The sequence below is a fragment of the Flavobacterium sp. genome, assembly GCF_039932285.1.
GTDB lineage: Bacteria > Bacteroidota > Bacteroidia > Flavobacteriales > Flavobacteriaceae > Flavobacterium.
Genome location: NZ_JBDTQE010000058.1, coordinates 1 through 17,212 on the forward strand (window position 1 = coordinate 1; position 17,212 = coordinate 17,212).

Genomic DNA, 17,212 nt, shown 5'->3' on the forward strand with positions numbered 1-17,212 from the left:
ATGTACCAAACTAGATATTCTGGTACAATTACTTTTTCATCTGCTCTTATGACAAAAAATGTAGCCGAAGGAACTACTTTAAAATTAATATCATCAATTGCTATAGCAAAGTTGTTTACTCCTTTTGAAACAAAAAGAATATCACTCTTTTGCAAGTAAAATTTATCTTTAAAAATAAAATCGCTAACTTTGTCAATGTTTTGGTAATTAAAGCTTAAATAATTGCTATTAATATCTTTCATTTGAAGAATTCCAACAGAGCCATTCGGGTTGTGTTCTATTTTTTCTCTGAATGAATATCCAGAAAATAGCGCATCTGATTGGATTAAGTTTTTTAGAAGAACCATTATACATAATTTTTATACTGCAAATATATGTGCTTTTATTTACATAATTACTATACTGTAAATATAATTGTTTAAAACATACTTTTTATCGACGAAATGCATAATTTGTAATTTCTTTTGGTTTTCTATTTTCTAACGTGTGCTGCTTTATAATAGATACTAAACTTCTAAATTAATGATAAATCGATTTAGTTTATTGTTCAAAATTGAGTTTATAGTATTGTAATTCAATGATTTAAGAATTTTACCTGCCATTTTTAAGTATTCTTTGAAAGATTATATAAGTTAATTTTTGGCAGTAAAATAACTTTATTGCCAAAAGTTAACTGTCGAGAAGTGTTTCTATGAATGAACTTAAATTGTATAAGTCTATTATATCTTCTTCATCGCATTGTAATTGCTCAATTTCAATAAATGCGATATCATTAGCAAAAGCTTTTTCTCCTATTAAATGTTCGATATGGACATAAACGGCTTCTCGAAGTCTTGGGTTGTCTTTGTGGATAATGTAGTTTTTGATGAGTATTTTTATTCCTAAATCGGTTGGTTTGTTTGGGTTTTCTAATGGGATGAAATACATTTCGCTTATTCGTAATGTAATGCCGTAATAGTCTATTGGTTTGTCGGTTCTGTTTTCGTATTTTTCTAGGTTGGTTTCGGGTTGCAGGAATGCGGTTATTTTCCAATGTTCTATGACTGGTGCATGATGTATTAGTAGTTCTACATCTTTGAATAGGTATGGATTTCCGTTGGCGGTGATGATTAATTCTGCTGAGGATTTTTTGTTTTTAATGATGAGGTCTAAGTCTTTGTTGTATTGATGTAGTATAGCAATTAGTTTATTGAAATGGATTTTTAGTTCGTCTTTTGGGATTTCGATTAGGAGTAGGAAGACGAAGTTGTTTTGTTGGAAATGGTTCCAGAAGTTGGTTATTTGGTTCATTTGTTTATTCGGTTATTTGAAAGGTTCTCGATACATTTTTTGTTCCATTTCATTATACAAAAAACACTCGAACTGACGGTAAAATGGAATTATCTCTCATCTGGTGTTGATTTATCGTATGCTATTAGATTTACCATTTACTCACTCTTTGTTATTGTTTTTTTTGTGTTCGTGATTATGCAATTTATTTACGTTTATCTTTTGCTAAATTTTCGAATGCAATTAAATTGCATAATTCTCTTAATCTTGAGCGAACTCTGTTTCCATAGTTTTTTTCTATTTCTGTGGCGGATAGGTTAGTGGTGATGTGGGTTTGGAGTTTTTTGGAAATGAATAGATCATATCGACTTAATAGAATTTCTGCCATTACGTTGCATTCGTTACCGTAATATTTTAAGTTGTTTTCTGTTCCTAAATCGTCAAAACATATTGTTTTAGGTTCTGATTCGTATAGTTTTCCTTTGCTGTATTTGTGGATTATTTGGTAGCCGTCCTGGATGAATTCAAAGCTGATGTCTCGACAGGGTTTTACTGAGAATTTATGTTCTGTTAGTGTTAAGTATTTCATCAAATTCATTAGAGATGTTTTGCCACAGCCGATTGGTCCAGAAAGTAGAATTCCTTTGTTGAGGTTAATGCCATATTGAAAACAAGTTGCTTCATCCTTTAGAAAATAAGCAATGAGTTTATAAATTATTGGATAATCGCTTTCAAGGATTTTGAAATGATTTCCGTTTAATTCATTGCCTTTTTTCTCGAGCCAAGCAATTACTTCAGTATAGCTATAATGGCTCTGCATAGTCTTTATCTGTTCCTGTGTTGAGGTGTTTTGCTCTGTTGGATTGTTGTTCATTTGAAATGAATTTAGGTGCATTTAATATCCAATTTTGTGCTGCTGCTTGCCAATCGACCATTGGTGTTCTGCCACCAACTAGCCAACCGTTACTGGAGAAGTAATTGAAAAATTTAATAGCTTCGAGTTCCGGAAACTGTTGTTCGAGAAAATAAGCTTTTACATTTTCGATTGTTGGCTTCTCGACTGCGCTCGAAGCGACAAATGACGAAAGAGTTTGCCGATTATCATCGGCTAAAGTCTCCGTCTTTTCTTTTTTGGCGGAACTTTTTTGCCGACTGTTTTCAGTGTGCTCCGCATTGTAGTCGGCGAATGCCGGAGAAGATATATTTTGATTTTCAAAAAACGATTGTTCCGGCATTTCTTTTTCTTCTTTTTTTGCGGAACTTTTTTCTTCTTTTGAATTTTCATTTTTTAAAATTTCATCATCATTTTCAAAATTTTTTGCTTGCTCGTCCAAGTTTACAATCTTTAAATCGTTTGAAATGTTTGGTATGTTTGTATTGTTTATATATGATACCAGCGCTTGTTCAGTACCTGTTTCATTACTTGTACCACTACCAGTATAAAGCTTGTTCACTACTTGTTCATTAACTTGTTCAAAAACAGGTTCATTTTTTGGTATTCTTTCGTTTTTTGGGATGGGTTTTAAATCGTCTGCAAAATTGAATAAAATAACATGACTTCCTTTGAATGGATTGTAGGATGGTTGGTAGTCGATATAGCCTAAACTGTGTAAGTTTTTTAGGCACTTGTGGTAAGTTGCTTTTGAACTTATTTTGCTGATTCTCATTACTTCGTCACGGTTTATGCTGATAGGGTTCTTGAAACGATTGCAGTTCCAGAATTGGAAGAGTGCTATGTATAAGCTAACGTGAGTTGGGTTTAAGGTTCGGTCGATGGCTACTTTCTCAAAGAAACCAGTGAGGTGTTTTATGTAATTCATTTTACTAGTAATTTGCTTTGCCAGTTCGCCTTAAAAAAAGGCTCGTGTGTGAATAGTGTTAGTAATTAGAAAAGATTTCCTTTGGACAATTCGCTTTGCTTGGGTGCTTCATACCTCGCAATGACATTACTTGAAAAGAGTAGGTAAGGCATTTACTTTGTTACTATTTAGTACTTTTTCAATGTCGGAATTGTCGTAGTACATTATTCCGCCTATTTTGGTGTAGGTTAGTGTTCCGTTGATGCGGAGGTTTTGTAAGGTGCCTGAAGAAATGTTTAAAAGTTTGCGGACTTCATTGGACTTGAGCCATTTTTTTCTTTGGACTGATTCTCCAGTTTGAAATAGATGTTTAATTTCATTTAAGATATCCGTTTTAAATTCTTGAAGATCTTCCTTGGTTAAAATTGTTACTGACATACGATTTGGATTTAATTAAATTGATTTGTTATTGTTTGACAAATTTCTATATCAATTGTTTGGTTTTATCCCAATACGATTCGTAGTTACGAGAAAATTTAACATTATAAAGAGTGAACTAGCTGGTTTTGTTAGTATAGTTGTTCTGAAATTAATGCGTTGATTTTTTATTTTTACTAATGACTATTAGAATCTCATTTCCTTACTATTATAAGCATAAAAAAAGCAGTAAAATCTCGAATTAATTGAGGTTTTACTGCTAATAGAAATTCGTAGTTACGTTTTTCTAAAAGTATTGATTCATACTTGTTTTATGCATCTTCTCTAGACATTTTCTGTTGTAGGTTTAACGTTAATTCTTCGAGGAATTTTGTCTTACTGCTTTTACGTGCCTTTATTTCGGTGTAAGTTTTGTAAACATTGTCTAACTTAATATTAAAGAAATCCTCAAATGAAGCCGTTATCATATTGATATCAGCTGCACCATGATTGATTGCGCCATTTGAGAATAGCGCATAAATTAATTCAGTTAATGCTGTTTTTGAATCCGTCTATACTAACACTTTATGTTTCTTTTCCTCAAATATTTCAGAATCATTTACTTTTAGTTTTTTTAATTCTTGCCTGATGTAATGTATGAAACGGTACATGGCTTTTACTTTCGCCCACAACATATCTTGTGCTGTCGAGAATTCAGGAAATTGGTAGTAATCTGTCATAGGTGTGAATGGGAAATTATCGCGATGGTTTCTTGTGAAGAATTGGTGATCTAGGTAATTGTATCCTTGTTCCATATAATGTACAAAATCGGCATTCTTATAAAAGAATTTATTGATTTTCCGAAGCTCTTTTTGAAAGAATTGTACTTTGAAGGAGTTACCTGCTTTTGGCATTCTTAATTCGCAGGAGCGTACTTCAGTAAAATAGATTAGTAAACTCATTGGTATGGGCTTGATGTTTCTAAAAAAATCAATTTCCTCTGGAATGGTATTGAAATCTTTTTTGTCTACAATGTCTTTTAATTCCGTTAATGATTTGTTGCACAGTGTTATTCCGTTTCCAGCTTTACTTAGCGTTGCTTCATTTGTTTCGAGGATTTCGTTGCAAATGCTATTGAATGATTCTATAGTTTTTTTAAACATCTTTCAAATTATTAAGGGTTAACAAAGAATTATTTTTTGATGGATTTGTAATCATTTTGCAATGTATTCATGGCCTCCATTGCGAAATTGTCTTTGGTTTGAATGTAGGCAACTTTAGGAGTCACCGTTGCCCCGAGTTTCCTTTTTTCAAATGTCGCTGAAACTCCAAAATCAACCGTAGAAATTTCTAATTCATTGGCTCTTTTTATCGTTTGAAATAATAACTGTCTGTAAAGTTGGTATTCTTTTGCCCATTTGTAATCCATTCCAATTAATTCAGGAACATAGGTATTCTTTTCATTTTTGTAGCAAAACATTACTCCAGTAAATGGATTTTCGGAATCTTTTTTTAATGAAACTAAGATGAATTCCCAGTTGGAACTTTCGTTCATGTTTTCGAATATTTCTTTTGTGTATCTGAATGTGTTTATTGCATAATTGTTGTCTTTTACATTGTTATATAACTGATAGGCTCTTTCGATTTCTGATTTGTTAAGTTTGTCTTTAATTATTACATCATATAAATTTTCATAAGGCAGTATTTCTTTTATGAAATGCTTGCGCGATCGTGGTGATAATCGATCTGCAAACTCCTCAGAAGAGTTCCATTTATCATTTTTAACTACACAAGATTCTGGCATATTAATAGAGAAATAGCCTTGGTCTAAAATGGTTTTATTCCATCTGTTTTTTTCTTCAAAATCTCTTAATACTAACATGTCTGCTTTCAAAAAATTATATTTTTCCTCTACTTTATCCATTAGTAATTTAAAAGCTTTTTCAGCTAAAGGATGTTGTTCGTTTATGTAATAATGACTTCCCTCGGTAAACAAGCATCCCATACTTAAGACTTTAGAAGTTAGGTAAAGTGGGTTTGTTTTTCGTACTTCTTCCAATTGTAAAGAAACCGATTCTGTTGCCAGCATATCATCTTTCCATAGTCCGTAAGTAAAAAAAGTCATTAAAATGATTTCTCCTTTATGGTCTTTTATTGTGTAATAATAGAAGTCACATTGGTTGGTACTCTCTTTATGTTTGCTGAATGTTTTTTCTAAATAAACCATTCCTTCATAATTGAACATATTTTGTTTGCCCATAAAATTATTCCATTCGGATTCATTTATATCATGAATGGATGTTTTTTCTTCAATACTAAGCTCCAAGTCTTGATTTACAACATTGCTTTCTACAATTTTAGATTCTAATCCAAAAGCTTGTCTGATTTTAATTTCGCTGTTGTTGGTTTGTTCTAAAGCTTTGGGAAAATGGTACTCTATTGCTTCGGACAACGCTTTTATATCTTGCATTTGGTTGTGGCTCGATAGTGTAATTCTGATTCCTGTATTCTTTATCGGCACTGCTGGATAAATGCCAAGATTTAGAAAGAAACCTTCCTTGAATAAACGGTGCACAAAATTATAGGCTGTTATTGGTGTTGCCATTCCGAGAAAAAATACCGGCGAATCATTTTTTGAAATTATTGGAAGGTTACCCTTAGATAATAACTGATTGAAGTAGCCTATTTTATTCGCCAGGTCTTGTTGTTTTGTTTCAATTTCTGATGATAGATGAATGTTTGCCGATGCAATTGCTGCAGCAACCAATGCTGGTTCTAATTGAGCTGAAAAAGTTAATGGTCCACCAAAGTTCTTGATTTTGTCTCTCAATTTTTGATTTTTGCAAAATACGGTTGCTCCACTTGCTCCAAAAGTTTTACTAAGTGTACTCACCACAATACAATTTTCTGGTAATTCTTTAATTGCATCAAAAATAAACCCTGTTCCATTTTTTCCTTTCCAACTCATTCCATGCACATCGTCGAAATATAGATTAAGTTGATTGTATTTTTTAGTTAACTCCAATAGTTCTGGAATTGGAGCATAGTCACCAAACATAGAATATACCCCATCAGCCATGTACCATATTTTATTGCATTTACCAATTAGCTGTTTAATTTTATCTTCTAACATATTTAAATTACTGTGCCTAATCATTTCGACTGGAATACCTCTAAGTTTTAAAAGCTGACAAGCATTTTGAACACTCCAATGCACTTGATGATCCATTATAACTGCATCTTCATCTCTAATAAGTGTTGGTATTACGGCTAAATGACCAAGCGTACTGTTTTTAGTTATGATTGGTGGAATGCCATACATCTGTTCTATTTTTGATTCTAATTCGGAATATAGTGGATGTGAAATGTATGATTTGGAAAGCGGAAATTGTGTTCCGTAATCTCGTATTGCCTGAATAGCAGCTTCTTTTAATCGTTCGTCTTGTTCCAATCCTAAATAACCCGTTGTTCCAAAATGAAACATTTCCTTACCTTTAATTTGGATGGTTCTGCCTGTTAATATTTTGTCTTCTGCGTACAAGTGTAATACACCTTCATTTTTTGCTCCAGATAAAACTTCGTCTACTGTATCGATGAAGTTGTTGTGTTTGATTTTTGCCATTGGTTAGTTGTTTTAGAGGTTATTTTGTTATTAAAATTTAAAATTCACTAAAAAAATGAAAGTACTTTCATGTTATTACTGAAAACTCCCAAAATGACAAGTCAAATTCCCGAATTGACAACTAAAACCTCAAATGGCAACAAATATTCCCAAATTAACAAGTGTAGTATTTCCAAATGTTTATATTTTTGTTAAATTTTAATACTAAAATTCATAAAACATGATTGCAGCCCATGATTTTTATGAGAATGATTACGCCCAATTTTGGATCGCAGATCATATTCTCTTTTTTAAATACAAGTCCAATACCAATATTGATTTGAAAGTTGCTCAAAAGGTAGTGACCGATCGCATTCATTTTCAAAATGAACGATCCTATGCTGTTTTGTGTGATATCAGAGGCGTCGTATCTACTGATAAAGCTAGTAGGGATTATTTAGCCCAATCTGGTTCTATATTGACAAAAGCTGTGGGTCTTATTGTACACGAGAAAGTTTTGTTGACCATAAGTACTTTTTATCTGCAAATTAGTAAACCCACAGTACCCACACAAATTTTTACAACAGAGGCATCTGCTTTGATTTATTTGAAAACTTTTAGTTAGCGTGATCAGTGATTAATGATTAGTAATTAGTAAAGAGTGACTAGAAAATAGAAAATAGAAAATAGAAAATAGACAAGATAAAGTAGAAAATAAAAGATAGAAAATAGACAAGATAAAGTAGAAAATAAAAGATAGCCTATTACTAATTATGGATAGTCCACATAATCAAGAACGAATTGTTACGATGCATCAGATGTTGTTTGAGATGGCGCGTGGTAATTTTCATAGTCGTATACCTCTTAGTTCTCATGATGATGAGTTGGAAACACTTGTGGTACTTTTAAATATGGTTGCTGAGGAAATGAATGAAGCTATTTTTCATAACGGCTATGTAAACACTCATACTGCCAAACAATTTGTGACCCAAACTACTTTTATATTGGATGAGGCTTTTGTTATTCAAAGTTTTACACCAGAAGTAACTTGCTTTTTAGGCTATACTGAAGCAGAGCTAAAAGAGAGACCATTATCAAGCATTATTACAACAGCTTCTTTTGAAAGATTTGAAAAAGTTCTTTCTAGTGGTATTTTGTTACCTTCTACTGTTGCCTTAGACTTTACAACTAAAGATTTGCTGCTTTTTTCTGTTTCTTGTAGTATTGGAAAATTGATAAATCGTTCGGAAATTGTATTGAGTCTTGTAACTCCTGTTCGAAAGGATTATTTTGATCCTATGGCTACTGAAAAAGAAAGCGAAAAGCAAATTAAAACTAGGAAAGCAGATGCACTTTTAATTCAAAAACTTTACGATTATATTTTAGCACATTTAGATGAACCGTTGCCATCACTAAAGGAACTTTCGAGAGAGTTTGGTACCAATGAGCATAAATTGAAAGATGGTTTTCGTCACTTTTTTAAGAGCAGTATTTATCAATTTTATAATGAGGCACGTCTGAAACGTGCCAAATATATGATTGAGCATACCGCATTGCCTTTGAAAAGTATTTCAGTACTGAATGGTTTTAATAATTATCCTAATTTTTCAAAATCTTTTAAGAAGTATTATACTATTTCTCCTTTTGAAGTTGAACGTAATGAAGGCTCAATTGTGATTCTACCTGATGATTTGCAATAGCATTTAATTTAGTCCTTTTTGATAAAGTTTTGCTCCCAATAAGACAACTGTTTTTATTTTGAAATTCAGAATTTTACTTTATAGAATTTAAGCTATAAAGTTATGAACCTGTATGTTAGATTTCAAAATGTATTATTAGAGATTATCTGTTTACTGTATATCTTATTATTTGTTTATGCAGCAGTAAGTAAAGTATTGGATTTTGAAAATTTTCAAATTCAAATTGGACAATCACCACTTTTAAGTGCTTTTGCTGGTCCTGTTTCTTTTGGAATTCCCATTTCTGAATTAGTATTGGCTTTTTTATTATTGCTTCCTAGGTATAAAAAATTTGCACTTTATGGTTGTTTTTTGTTGATGGTTATGTTTACCACTTATATCATTATCATTACAAATTTTAGTTCGTTCGTGCCTTGTTCTTGTGGAGGTATTTTAGAGCAAATGAGTTGGGATGAACACTTGCTGTTTAATCTTGTTTTTGTATTTTTTGTCATTATTGCTTTATCATTGCTATCCAAATCAAAATTTGTCTTTGGTTATTTATTGATTCATTTAGTCACTGGTTCTAGTATTGTTATAGTACTTTTTATTTTGTCAGAGGATATCATGCAACATCGCAATAATTTTGTTCGACGTTATCCTGACCAAGTTTTTAAGATTAATGACGCTGATTTGGGATTTAATTCTTATTATTTTAGTGGGAATTCTACAGACAAACTCTACTTGGGTAATTATACTGCACCTCTTCTTTTGACTGCGGTGGACTCCTCTTTAAAAACTAAAAGCGAAATTGTTGTTGGTATTGATAATTTGAAATTGCCTTTTCGCTCACTAGAAGTAAGAGTGTTTTCAGATAATTTTTATTTGGTTGACGGAACTATTCCGTATATTTTTAAAGGAAAAACTGGTCGTTGGAAAGCAATTACTTTGCCTATTAAATCCAATCCTTTTTCGATACCTGTACTTATGGATTCTACGTCTTTGGCTTATCGCACGCACGCTCCAAATGGTGAAAGTTTGCTTGGACACACCACTTTGGGCACTACAGGATTTACTTATCTAAATCCAAAGTTGCTCCAAAAACAAATCGATGGTATTTTCGATAGTGATGGTACTTTATTATATGACCATGGTACTAAAAAGATTATTTATTTGTATCGTTATCGCAATCAGTTTATAGTTGCCGATTCTAAACTAAAATTAATTTATAGAGGAAAAACTATCGATACCATCAGTAAGGCACAAATTCAAGTTGCTTTTAATCAGGCGAGAGCTGAAAAAAAGCTTTCAGCACCACCATTGACTGTTAATAGAAGTGGCTTTGCACATAATGGTCTACTGTTTGTTCATTCTGGATTGATTGGAAAATTTGAGGATGCTACCCTGTGGAAGCAAACCAGTGTTATTGATATTTATGATGTAAAAACAAATACTTATTTAGAGAGTTTTTATGTTTATGATATTGAAGGAAAAAAGATGCGTCGTTTTTATGTAACTGATTCTAGTTTCTATGCATTGATAGGTACTCACTTGGTTCGTTACTCCTTGAGTACAGCAATTAAAAAACGATTTTCAAAAAATTAAGTGTATTACAATATAACTGGCCAGTTGTCAGGCGATTGATCGAAAACCTGTGAATAGAGTAGATCGAAAACATTAAATTTAATAATTATGAAAAATTTCAGAAGATTGATTCCTATGGCAGTATTTGCCTTAGCAATCGCCGGAGCTTTTACTACACAAGCCATGAATCGTTCTAACAAAAAAGTTAGTATTTTTCAAGGTTATGTAAAAGTGAATCCGCTTGGAACCATGTGTAACACTTCTATTACTTGTTCAAGTGATCCGGATGAACTTTGTAAAGTGGGTACTACCCAAATTTGGGGTAAGGATGCCAGTGGAAAATGTATCGTAGAGTTGTATCGCGTTCATTAGTAAAAATAGTAATGCAGTTCCGCGGAACTGCATTACTTACTATAATTTATCAGCCGTGAGCCAATCTGGTTTGCTTTCCTCTTTGAGATAGAAATCGAACCATTGTTGTACACGATGTGTTAAATCTACTTGATTTTCTTTTTTTACTATAGTGTGTTTTTCATTTTCATATAACACTAAAATATTGGGTTTTTGTAACCTTCTTAACGCTAAATGAAATTCCAGACTTTGAAAATAATGTACTTGCTTGTCTTCTACACCCGACCACAACAATAGCGGAGTTTCTATTTGGCTTACAAATGTCAATGGTGAATTTTTAATATATGCCTCGTTATTTTCAAAAGGCGATACTCCAATATTGGTTTGTTGAAATTCATGTCTAAATCCGTTGGGTTTGGAAACATTCCAAGCTACAGCAAAATAATTACTAATCATGTCTGATTCACCTGCTCCTGAAACCACTGCAGCAAATTTGTTGGTTTGTGTCACAATAAAATTTGTCTCGTATCCACCAAATGAGTGCCCTATAAGACCTATTTTTTTAGGATCTACTGACTCATTACGTACTACCTCTTTAACTGCACTTACTACACAATCCACAGCTGATGCTCCTGGTTTCCCTTGTTCTTTAACAATGTCAGGAAGGAGTACAAAATATCCTTGTGATGTAAAATTACTTACATTAAAACCAGTACTATTTTGTACAGTAGGATTGAAATATTTATTGTAGTAGTCTGATAACCTCTCATAAATTTGTACTACCATAGGATACTTTTTTTCTGGATTGTAATTGGCTGGATAGAATAATGCCCCATTTAATACTTCGTCTTTGCTATTGGCATAGGTAATTAATTTAGAAAATCCCCATTGAAATTTTTCTTGTTGCGTATTGCTCTTAAAAATAATATTGGCTTTGTTATTCCTTTTGACTATTAACTGTGGTGGACTATTGTAATTCTCTGATGTATAAAAGCAAATATCGTTTTTATTTGCAAATTTACTATTGTTTATGCGATTTGGACTCCATACAATTTCAGTTATACCATTTGATTGCTGCCATTTAAAGTAACCTGATTTGCCGTTGGATTTGGCTTGAAACACTAAATTATCGGATAATTTAAACGTTCCCTTATTCATCCAGCTGAAATTGATAGCAACTTTATTGGCTTCGTTTTGCGGTACAATTCGGTACTTTATTTTTTCATTAACACCGTTTGTTAACCTCTTGCTATTGCTGCCATCTGTTTTAAAGAGCCAGATATCGTGGTTATCGTAAATTAAAACTTCCTCATCTTTTTCTGTCCATCCTGCCAACCCACAAACTTCTATTTCGCCAGCCCTATCATAATCCTCTCTTTCAAAAGATACCGTACTGACTTTAGTTAAATTTCTATACACCTCTTTTTTAATGTCATATAACCACCAGTTTTTGTCTTTAAAAAAGGCAATGTATTTCCCAGCAGATGAAACCATAATTTTATCTGCATCAGCACTTTGTTTAGTTAGTATTACTTTGGTTTGACCTGTCTCAATATTTGTTAAGTAGAAGTCAATTGGCGCATTATAATCAAATTGAGGATCATTTGTTAAGGGATTGTATTTTAAAATATATTGATAATCACCTGTTACCATTGCAAAAGGAAATTTATCATTTGTAAGCATTTTAAATTTACTGGCTTGTGGAAACCAAACGGCTAATTTTGGTACTGCTTTCCAATTGTTTATTATTTGTAGGTACGGATAAAGTGCCTGATCCGCTGTGTTCCAAATTTGAATTCCTGTGGGTATTTTTTCGGCATTACTTTCTTTTAAACCGAAAAATATTTTGGAGCCATCGTCTGAAATTGTCAGTGCCGTAAATGAACTGTTGTATATCCCCGTATCTTTAGGAAAGTCTTTAAAAAGTGATGGATTTAGATTGAACAATTTATTTTCTTTTACCTTATATTGTCCTAAAGTTATTCCTTTATTATTGTATAAAAAAGCCACCGATTCGCCATTTTTCTGCCAAGCAAAATCTGAATAATTACTTTCAATACTTTCTTCTATCACTTTGGTATTTGAACTTTTATCTAAATTAATTATTGTTAGTTTTTTATTCGAATCACAGATCAGTGCCTTTGCAGTAGCATTGTATGAAAAATTCGTAACATTAGTAATAGTCTTCTGCTGATTTTCTTTTACATTTTTAATAATTAGGTCTTGCTTTTCATCTTTTGTATTGACCATAAACATCAAAAAATTTCCCTCTTGACTTATTTTGTAGGCTGTTACTTTTTCTGTCTTTTGTACTTTACCATTAGCTAGCTGTGTGGTGATTAATTGTCCTTTATCATTCTGACAAATAAAGTACTTTTCACTAGCAAATTGTCCGTTAGTTCCCAATGGAATACTATACGTTTTTAATGTTTTGGTATGCCTCACAAATAAGGTATCTTGACCGCTTTCGTATGCTACTGAATAGCTCACCCAATTTCCGAAATCGGAGATTTGTTCTGGTTCCACAGTGCTCCAAAGTTTGTAATCTTCTTCGGTAACTGGTTTTCTTACTATTTGACTAGTACTTTTACCAATCATTATTAAAAATAGTACTACTGCGTAAAATATTGTCTTTTTCATTAGTAGCCTGGGTTTTGAGGTAATAAATTTGGATTCAATAACAGTTCTGATTCCGGAAGCGGCAATAAAGTATCTGTGGAGTTCCATCCCGGTTTGATTCCAGATAGTGTATTGTCTAATTTTCCATTCCGTTTTAAGTCAAAAAAGCGTTGCCCACCTTCAGTGAAGAATTCGACTTTTCTTTCCTGTATTATGGCTGTAAGAATTTCTTCCTTAGTCACTGCATTTGTATCTGAAAGACCTGCAAGATTTCTAATTGTGTTTAGGTCTTGTTGCGCTCCAGTCAAATCTTCAAGCTCTGCTTTGGCTTCCGCTCGAATTAAGTATTGTTCCGATAATCGAAATACAATACTGTATTCATTAGTGGTACCCGTTAGGGTTTGTTCTTTGTATTTGTATGCGTGGTACCAAGTGATGCTTCCATTGGTTACTTCTTTTATCCAATGGGATTTTCGCAAATCACCTGTTTCAAAACTGTTTACCAGTTCACTTCTTAGCGCTACAAAAGATGGCGGACCAGCATTGAAAATGAACGTTGCTCCTTCGTCTGTATTTCGGCCTTCTGTTTGTGGTATAAGTTGCCATATTGTACTTTGACTGTCTTTTAAAAATGTATTGTCTAAATTGGATTCTAAAGTAAAAGTTGCGATTTCATTAATTACTTGCGTTGCTGCATTGTTTGCCTCGGTATACTTGCCATTATATAAATATACTCTTGCCAAAAGTGCAGTTGCTACTAATTTGTTTGGTCTTGTACGTACTCCACCAAAGTAGGAAGTTGGTAGTAGTGCTTGCGCTGTTTGTAAATCACTAATTATTTTTGTGTAAACTTCAGCCGATGGTAACCGACTGACAATTTGATTTTGCACATAATTTGTTGAGGTAATGTATGGAATGTTTCCAAATGTATTTACCAAGTTAAAATGTACCAATGCCCTAACAAATAATGCTTCGCCCATTAGTTGGTCTTTAGTGCTTTGTGTTAACTTGGTTGATGCATTTACACCTTCATATACTGCATTGGCTGCATAAATTTGATTGTAGCTGTCGCTCCACCAGCCCTGAATTGTTCCGTTGGCTGGTAACACCGTATTGTTGTAGAAAAAATTAGTGTCGGTTGAAGTTCCTCCAAAATAGTCTAATTCATCAGCGTATGCCCCTAAGGCTGTATTTATACCCGAACCATTTCCGGTTAGCATACCGTTATCACGTAATTTGGAATAGATGTCCGTCATTGCTGCATTGGCTGTTGCAGGCTCTTCAAATACTGTAATTGAAGTTAATTGCGATGAAGGTAAATCAACGTCGACAAATGAGTCGCAACTGACTGTCATTAAAAGTATTGCAAAGGCTAGTAGCATGTGTCCGAAGAAATAATAATTTATATTTTTCATTTGGTAAAAGATTAAGGTTAAAAAGTGAATTGTAATCCGGCGGTAATAATTCGTAATGGAGGTAAATAACCCGTAGTTTTAAATTCCGGATCGCGCCCTTTGTATTTGGTAAAAAGTGCTAGATTTTGTCCTTCTAAAGTGAATCGGCAACTACTACCTGATAACCATTTTTCAGGCACCTTATATGATAATGCTACATTTTTAAGTCTTATGAATGAGGCATCGCCAATAACTGCGTCGCTTTCATAGTATTTGTAAGCCGCATCAACAGCGTCACCATTATATCCAGCTGAGTATTGCTGGTAACCGTTAGTATCACCACTATTTTGCCAATGCTGCGTTACCTCAACAGGTTGGTTGTTTAGTGTTCCCGGAATACCTGCCATTGCCGCTGCGGTGTAATTTTTTTGTTTTACAAACTGAAACATAATGTCTAATTGCCAATTTTTGTATGTGAATTGGTTGCTTAGACCACCAAAAAAAGTAGGATTAAAATCCTGCACATTTTGTTTGTCTAATGCTGAAATTTCTCCATCATCGTTGGTGTCTTCGAACGTAAAAAGGCCCGTTGTTGCATTTAATCCCGTGTAGTGGTATACTTTTCTGATGTTTAAAGCTTCTCCGATTACAAACTGATTGCGGTAGGTTGAACCCTCTAAATCTGGAAATGACAGTAGTTTGTTTTTGGATACTGCAATGTTGAAATTGGTTGTCCATTTGAATTCCTTGTTTTGCATGTTTGTTGTTCGCAATGACACTTCGTAACCGCGATTTTGAACTGTAGCTTTTAAATTTCCTTGTATTGAAGGAAAGCCAGTAGTGGCAGGCATAGGAATACCCACCAATTGGCTTGAGGAGCGGTTGTTGTATGCAGCCAATGATAGGAATATTCGGTCTTTAAAAAATCCCGTTTCCACTGCCAGTTCTAACTTTTTGTTGGTTTCCCAACCAAAGTTTGGGTTGTAGAGTCGGGTAGGTTGCAAGCCTATTACTCCACCATAGCTTACACCCGAAGAGAGATAGGTATCTAAAAACTGGTAATCACCAATTAAATCATTACCTGTTGTGCCGTAACTTGCTCTAAGTTTTCCGAAACTCAAAAAGGTTTTACCTTTGAGGATTTTTTCTTCACTAAATATCCACGCAGCTCCGACAGCCCCGAAAGTTGCGAATTGTCTTCCTGGTCCAAAACGACTAGAACCGTCTCTTCTTCCTGTAAAGTTGACTATGTACCGATTTTTAAAGGAATAATTTAATCTACCGAAAAAGGCTTGGTATTTATAATCGGATGCTTGGTCTTGTAACGTCAGCACATTAAAAGCGGCACCTAGATTATAGATTAGACTGTTGCTTGTAAAACCGTCTGCTTCTTGTAAGAGTTTGTGTCCTTTTTGTTGCTGAAAGGTTCCACCAACTAGTACTTCGGTTTTTCCGTATTTCCAGTTGTTCGTCCAACTTATTTGAGGTTCTACAATCCATGAACGACGCGTTGTATTGTTTGCATATAGTGATGAAAATTCAGGACCGGCCTGATAGGCTGGGTCGTAGAGTGTTGATGGCTGTGTTCTTGTTTCCTCGTGTCTTGTATCTGTTATGCCAAAGCTTGTTTTTACATCTAATCCCGGAATTATGGAATAGCTTAACAGTGAGTTTGCTATAAAATCATAAGTATTGGTTTTGTATTTTCCTTCCAGTGCTGCTAGTGGATTTTCCCAAGTGCTTCCTTCCCAATTTAAAGTTCCATCTGGATTGTATAAAGCAGGTGCATTTGGAGCCAGTTGTATTGCTATACTACTGAGGTCGGTAGCTGGCTGGTTATTGTTTTGTACTGTGTATGCCGTGGATAGCGACATCTTGAATTTTTTATCTTCTGAAGTGTGGTTTATGTTGGAACGCAGTACGCCACGATTGTAGCCATAATCACCTGGAAACACTGTTGTTTCTTTATGGTATGTACCACTGATTAGAAACTGTGTGCTTGCATTTCCACCGCTAACACTTGCGTTGGCATCGTTATAATTTGCAGTGCGACCCAGCAGTTCCTTTTGCCAATTGGTGTATCGGTTTTGATTCCATGTACCGTTTAGGTCGTAGGCAAAAGTATCTGGAGCTACACCGTCGTTGGCAAATGCTTGCGTACGCATGGCAAGGTATTGTTGCGTGTTTAATAAGTCCATGAATTTTGTAACTCTTCCTGTACCTTGTGAAGTGCTGGCTGAAAATTTTGTTTTTCCTGCCTTTCCTTTTTTTGTATTTATCAGTACAACACCGTTTGCTCCTCGTGAGCCATATATTGCTGTAGCATCGGCATCTTTAAGGACTTCAATACTTTCAATATCGCTTGGGTTGATGCTGTTTAGTGGATTTGCCAAGGTCGGCAAAACACTTGTGCTTCTTGAATTCCCTACAGACTCTGATGAATATGGAACTCCATCGACTAGATATAGTGGACTGTTTCCTTCTGCACGTAAGCTGTTT

General features: G+C 33.9%; 13 protein-coding genes and 1 pseudogene. 4 read left to right on the plus strand and 10 right to left on the minus strand.

Going from position 1 to position 17,212, the window contains the following annotated elements:
- The 7 genes and pseudogenes from ABI549_RS10420 to ABI549_RS10450 form a co-directional block, all read right to left on the minus strand.
- The coding region (locus ABI549_RS10420; protein ID WP_348076394.1) for a hypothetical protein at window positions 1-347 on the minus strand (347 nt) is incomplete at its 3' end.
- A gap of 322 nt (window positions 348-669) precedes the next feature.
- Window positions 670-1,290 carry a hypothetical protein gene (locus tag ABI549_RS10425; RefSeq protein ID WP_348076395.1) on the minus strand — a complete coding sequence of 207 codons (621 nt, stop codon included), beginning with the start codon at window positions 1,288-1,290 and terminating at the stop codon, window positions 670-672.
- Between the two features lie 184 nt (window positions 1,291-1,474).
- On the minus strand, window positions 1,475-2,089 hold the full coding sequence (locus ABI549_RS10430; protein WP_348076396.1) for an ATPase: 615 nt from the start codon (window positions 2,087-2,089) through the stop codon (window positions 1,475-1,477).
- The gene (locus ABI549_RS10435; RefSeq protein WP_348076397.1) at window positions 2,073-2,936 is read right to left on the minus strand and encodes a transcriptional regulator; all 864 of its coding nucleotides are present in this window, start codon (window positions 2,934-2,936) and stop codon (window positions 2,073-2,075) included. The genes ABI549_RS10430 and ABI549_RS10435 overlap by 17 nt, the downstream gene beginning before the upstream one ends.
- A gap of 279 nt (window positions 2,937-3,215) precedes the next feature.
- On the minus strand, window positions 3,216-3,506 hold the full coding sequence (locus tag ABI549_RS10440; RefSeq protein ID WP_348076398.1) for a helix-turn-helix domain-containing protein: 291 nt from the start codon (window positions 3,504-3,506) through the stop codon (window positions 3,216-3,218).
- Between the two features lie 311 nt (window positions 3,507-3,817).
- A pseudogene (locus ABI549_RS10445) lies at window positions 3,818-4,648 on the minus strand (RteC domain-containing protein).
- Window positions 4,649-4,677: 29 nt separating this feature from the next.
- Window positions 4,678-7,107, minus strand: coding sequence for an aminotransferase class I/II-fold pyridoxal phosphate-dependent enzyme (locus tag ABI549_RS10450; RefSeq protein ID WP_348076399.1), 2,430 nt, complete (start codon window positions 7,105-7,107; stop codon window positions 4,678-4,680).
- A 220-nt stretch (window positions 7,108-7,327) separates the two neighbouring features.
- Here ABI549_RS10450 and ABI549_RS10455 point away from each other — a divergent pair, with 220 nt between their 5' ends.
- The 4 genes from ABI549_RS10455 (at window position 7,328) to ABI549_RS10470 (ending at window position 10,721) form a co-directional block, all read left to right on the plus strand.
- The gene (locus ABI549_RS10455; RefSeq protein WP_348076400.1) at window positions 7,328-7,711 is read left to right on the plus strand and encodes a hypothetical protein; all 384 of its coding nucleotides are present in this window, start codon (window positions 7,328-7,330) and stop codon (window positions 7,709-7,711) included.
- A gap of 148 nt (window positions 7,712-7,859) precedes the next feature.
- Complete coding sequence (locus ABI549_RS10460; RefSeq protein WP_348076401.1) at window positions 7,860-8,786, plus strand: AraC family transcriptional regulator; 927 nt, start codon at window positions 7,860-7,862, stop codon at window positions 8,784-8,786.
- A 102-nt stretch (window positions 8,787-8,888) separates the two neighbouring features.
- Window positions 8,889-10,370, plus strand: coding sequence for a MauE/DoxX family redox-associated membrane protein (locus ABI549_RS10465; protein ID WP_348076402.1), 1,482 nt, complete (start codon window positions 8,889-8,891; stop codon window positions 10,368-10,370).
- An 87-nt stretch (window positions 10,371-10,457) separates the two neighbouring features.
- Window positions 10,458-10,721 (plus strand): DUF6520 family protein, encoded by a 264-nt coding sequence (locus tag ABI549_RS10470; RefSeq protein ID WP_348076403.1) that lies wholly within the window; start codon window positions 10,458-10,460, stop codon window positions 10,719-10,721.
- A gap of 39 nt (window positions 10,722-10,760) precedes the next feature.
- On the opposite strand, the gene ABI549_RS10475 is transcribed toward ABI549_RS10470, so the two are convergent.
- The 3 genes from ABI549_RS10475 to ABI549_RS10485 form a co-directional block, all read right to left on the minus strand.
- Complete coding sequence (locus tag ABI549_RS10475) at window positions 10,761-13,340, minus strand: prolyl oligopeptidase family serine peptidase (protein WP_348076404.1); 2,580 nt, start codon at window positions 13,338-13,340, stop codon at window positions 10,761-10,763.
- Window positions 13,340-14,734 (minus strand): RagB/SusD family nutrient uptake outer membrane protein, encoded by a 1,395-nt coding sequence (locus tag ABI549_RS10480; protein ID WP_348076405.1) that lies wholly within the window; start codon window positions 14,732-14,734, stop codon window positions 13,340-13,342. The genes ABI549_RS10475 and ABI549_RS10480 overlap by 1 nt, the downstream gene beginning before the upstream one ends.
- Before the next feature lie 17 nt (window positions 14,735-14,751).
- Window positions 14,752-17,212, minus strand: a 2,461-nt coding sequence (locus ABI549_RS10485) for a SusC/RagA family TonB-linked outer membrane protein (RefSeq protein WP_348076406.1), incomplete at its 5' end; no start/stop codon positions are given.

Excerpts from the sequence above, each read along its gene's own strand:
- ABI549_RS10430 (WP_348076396.1), bottom strand. The coding sequence starts at position 2,089 with ATGCAGAGCCATTATAGCTATACTGAAGTAATTGCTTGGCTCGAGAAA.
- ABI549_RS10425 (WP_348076395.1), bottom strand. The coding sequence starts at position 1,290 with ATGAACCAAATAACCAACTTCTGGAACCATTTCCAACAAAACAACTTC.
- ABI549_RS10475 (WP_348076404.1), bottom strand. The coding sequence starts at position 13,340 with ATGAAAAAGACAATATTTTACGCAGTAGTACTATTTTTAATAATGATT.
- ABI549_RS10465 (WP_348076402.1), top strand. The coding sequence starts at position 8,889 with ATGAACCTGTATGTTAGATTTCAAAATGTATTATTAGAGATTATCTGT.
- ABI549_RS10435 (WP_348076397.1), bottom strand. The coding sequence starts at position 2,936 with ATGAGAATCAGCAAAATAAGTTCAAAAGCAACTTACCACAAGTGCCTA.
- ABI549_RS10450 (WP_348076399.1), bottom strand. The coding sequence starts at position 7,107 with ATGGCAAAAATCAAACACAACAACTTCATCGATACAGTAGACGAAGTT.
- ABI549_RS10460 (WP_348076401.1), top strand. The coding sequence starts at position 7,860 with ATGGATAGTCCACATAATCAAGAACGAATTGTTACGATGCATCAGATG.
- ABI549_RS10480 (WP_348076405.1), bottom strand. The coding sequence starts at position 14,734 with ATGAAAAATATAAATTATTATTTCTTCGGACACATGCTACTAGCCTTT.
- ABI549_RS10470 (WP_348076403.1), top strand. The coding sequence starts at position 10,458 with ATGAAAAATTTCAGAAGATTGATTCCTATGGCAGTATTTGCCTTAGCA.
- ABI549_RS10455 (WP_348076400.1), top strand. The coding sequence starts at position 7,328 with ATGATTGCAGCCCATGATTTTTATGAGAATGATTACGCCCAATTTTGG.
- ABI549_RS10440 (WP_348076398.1), bottom strand. The coding sequence starts at position 3,506 with ATGTCAGTAACAATTTTAACCAAGGAAGATCTTCAAGAATTTAAAACG.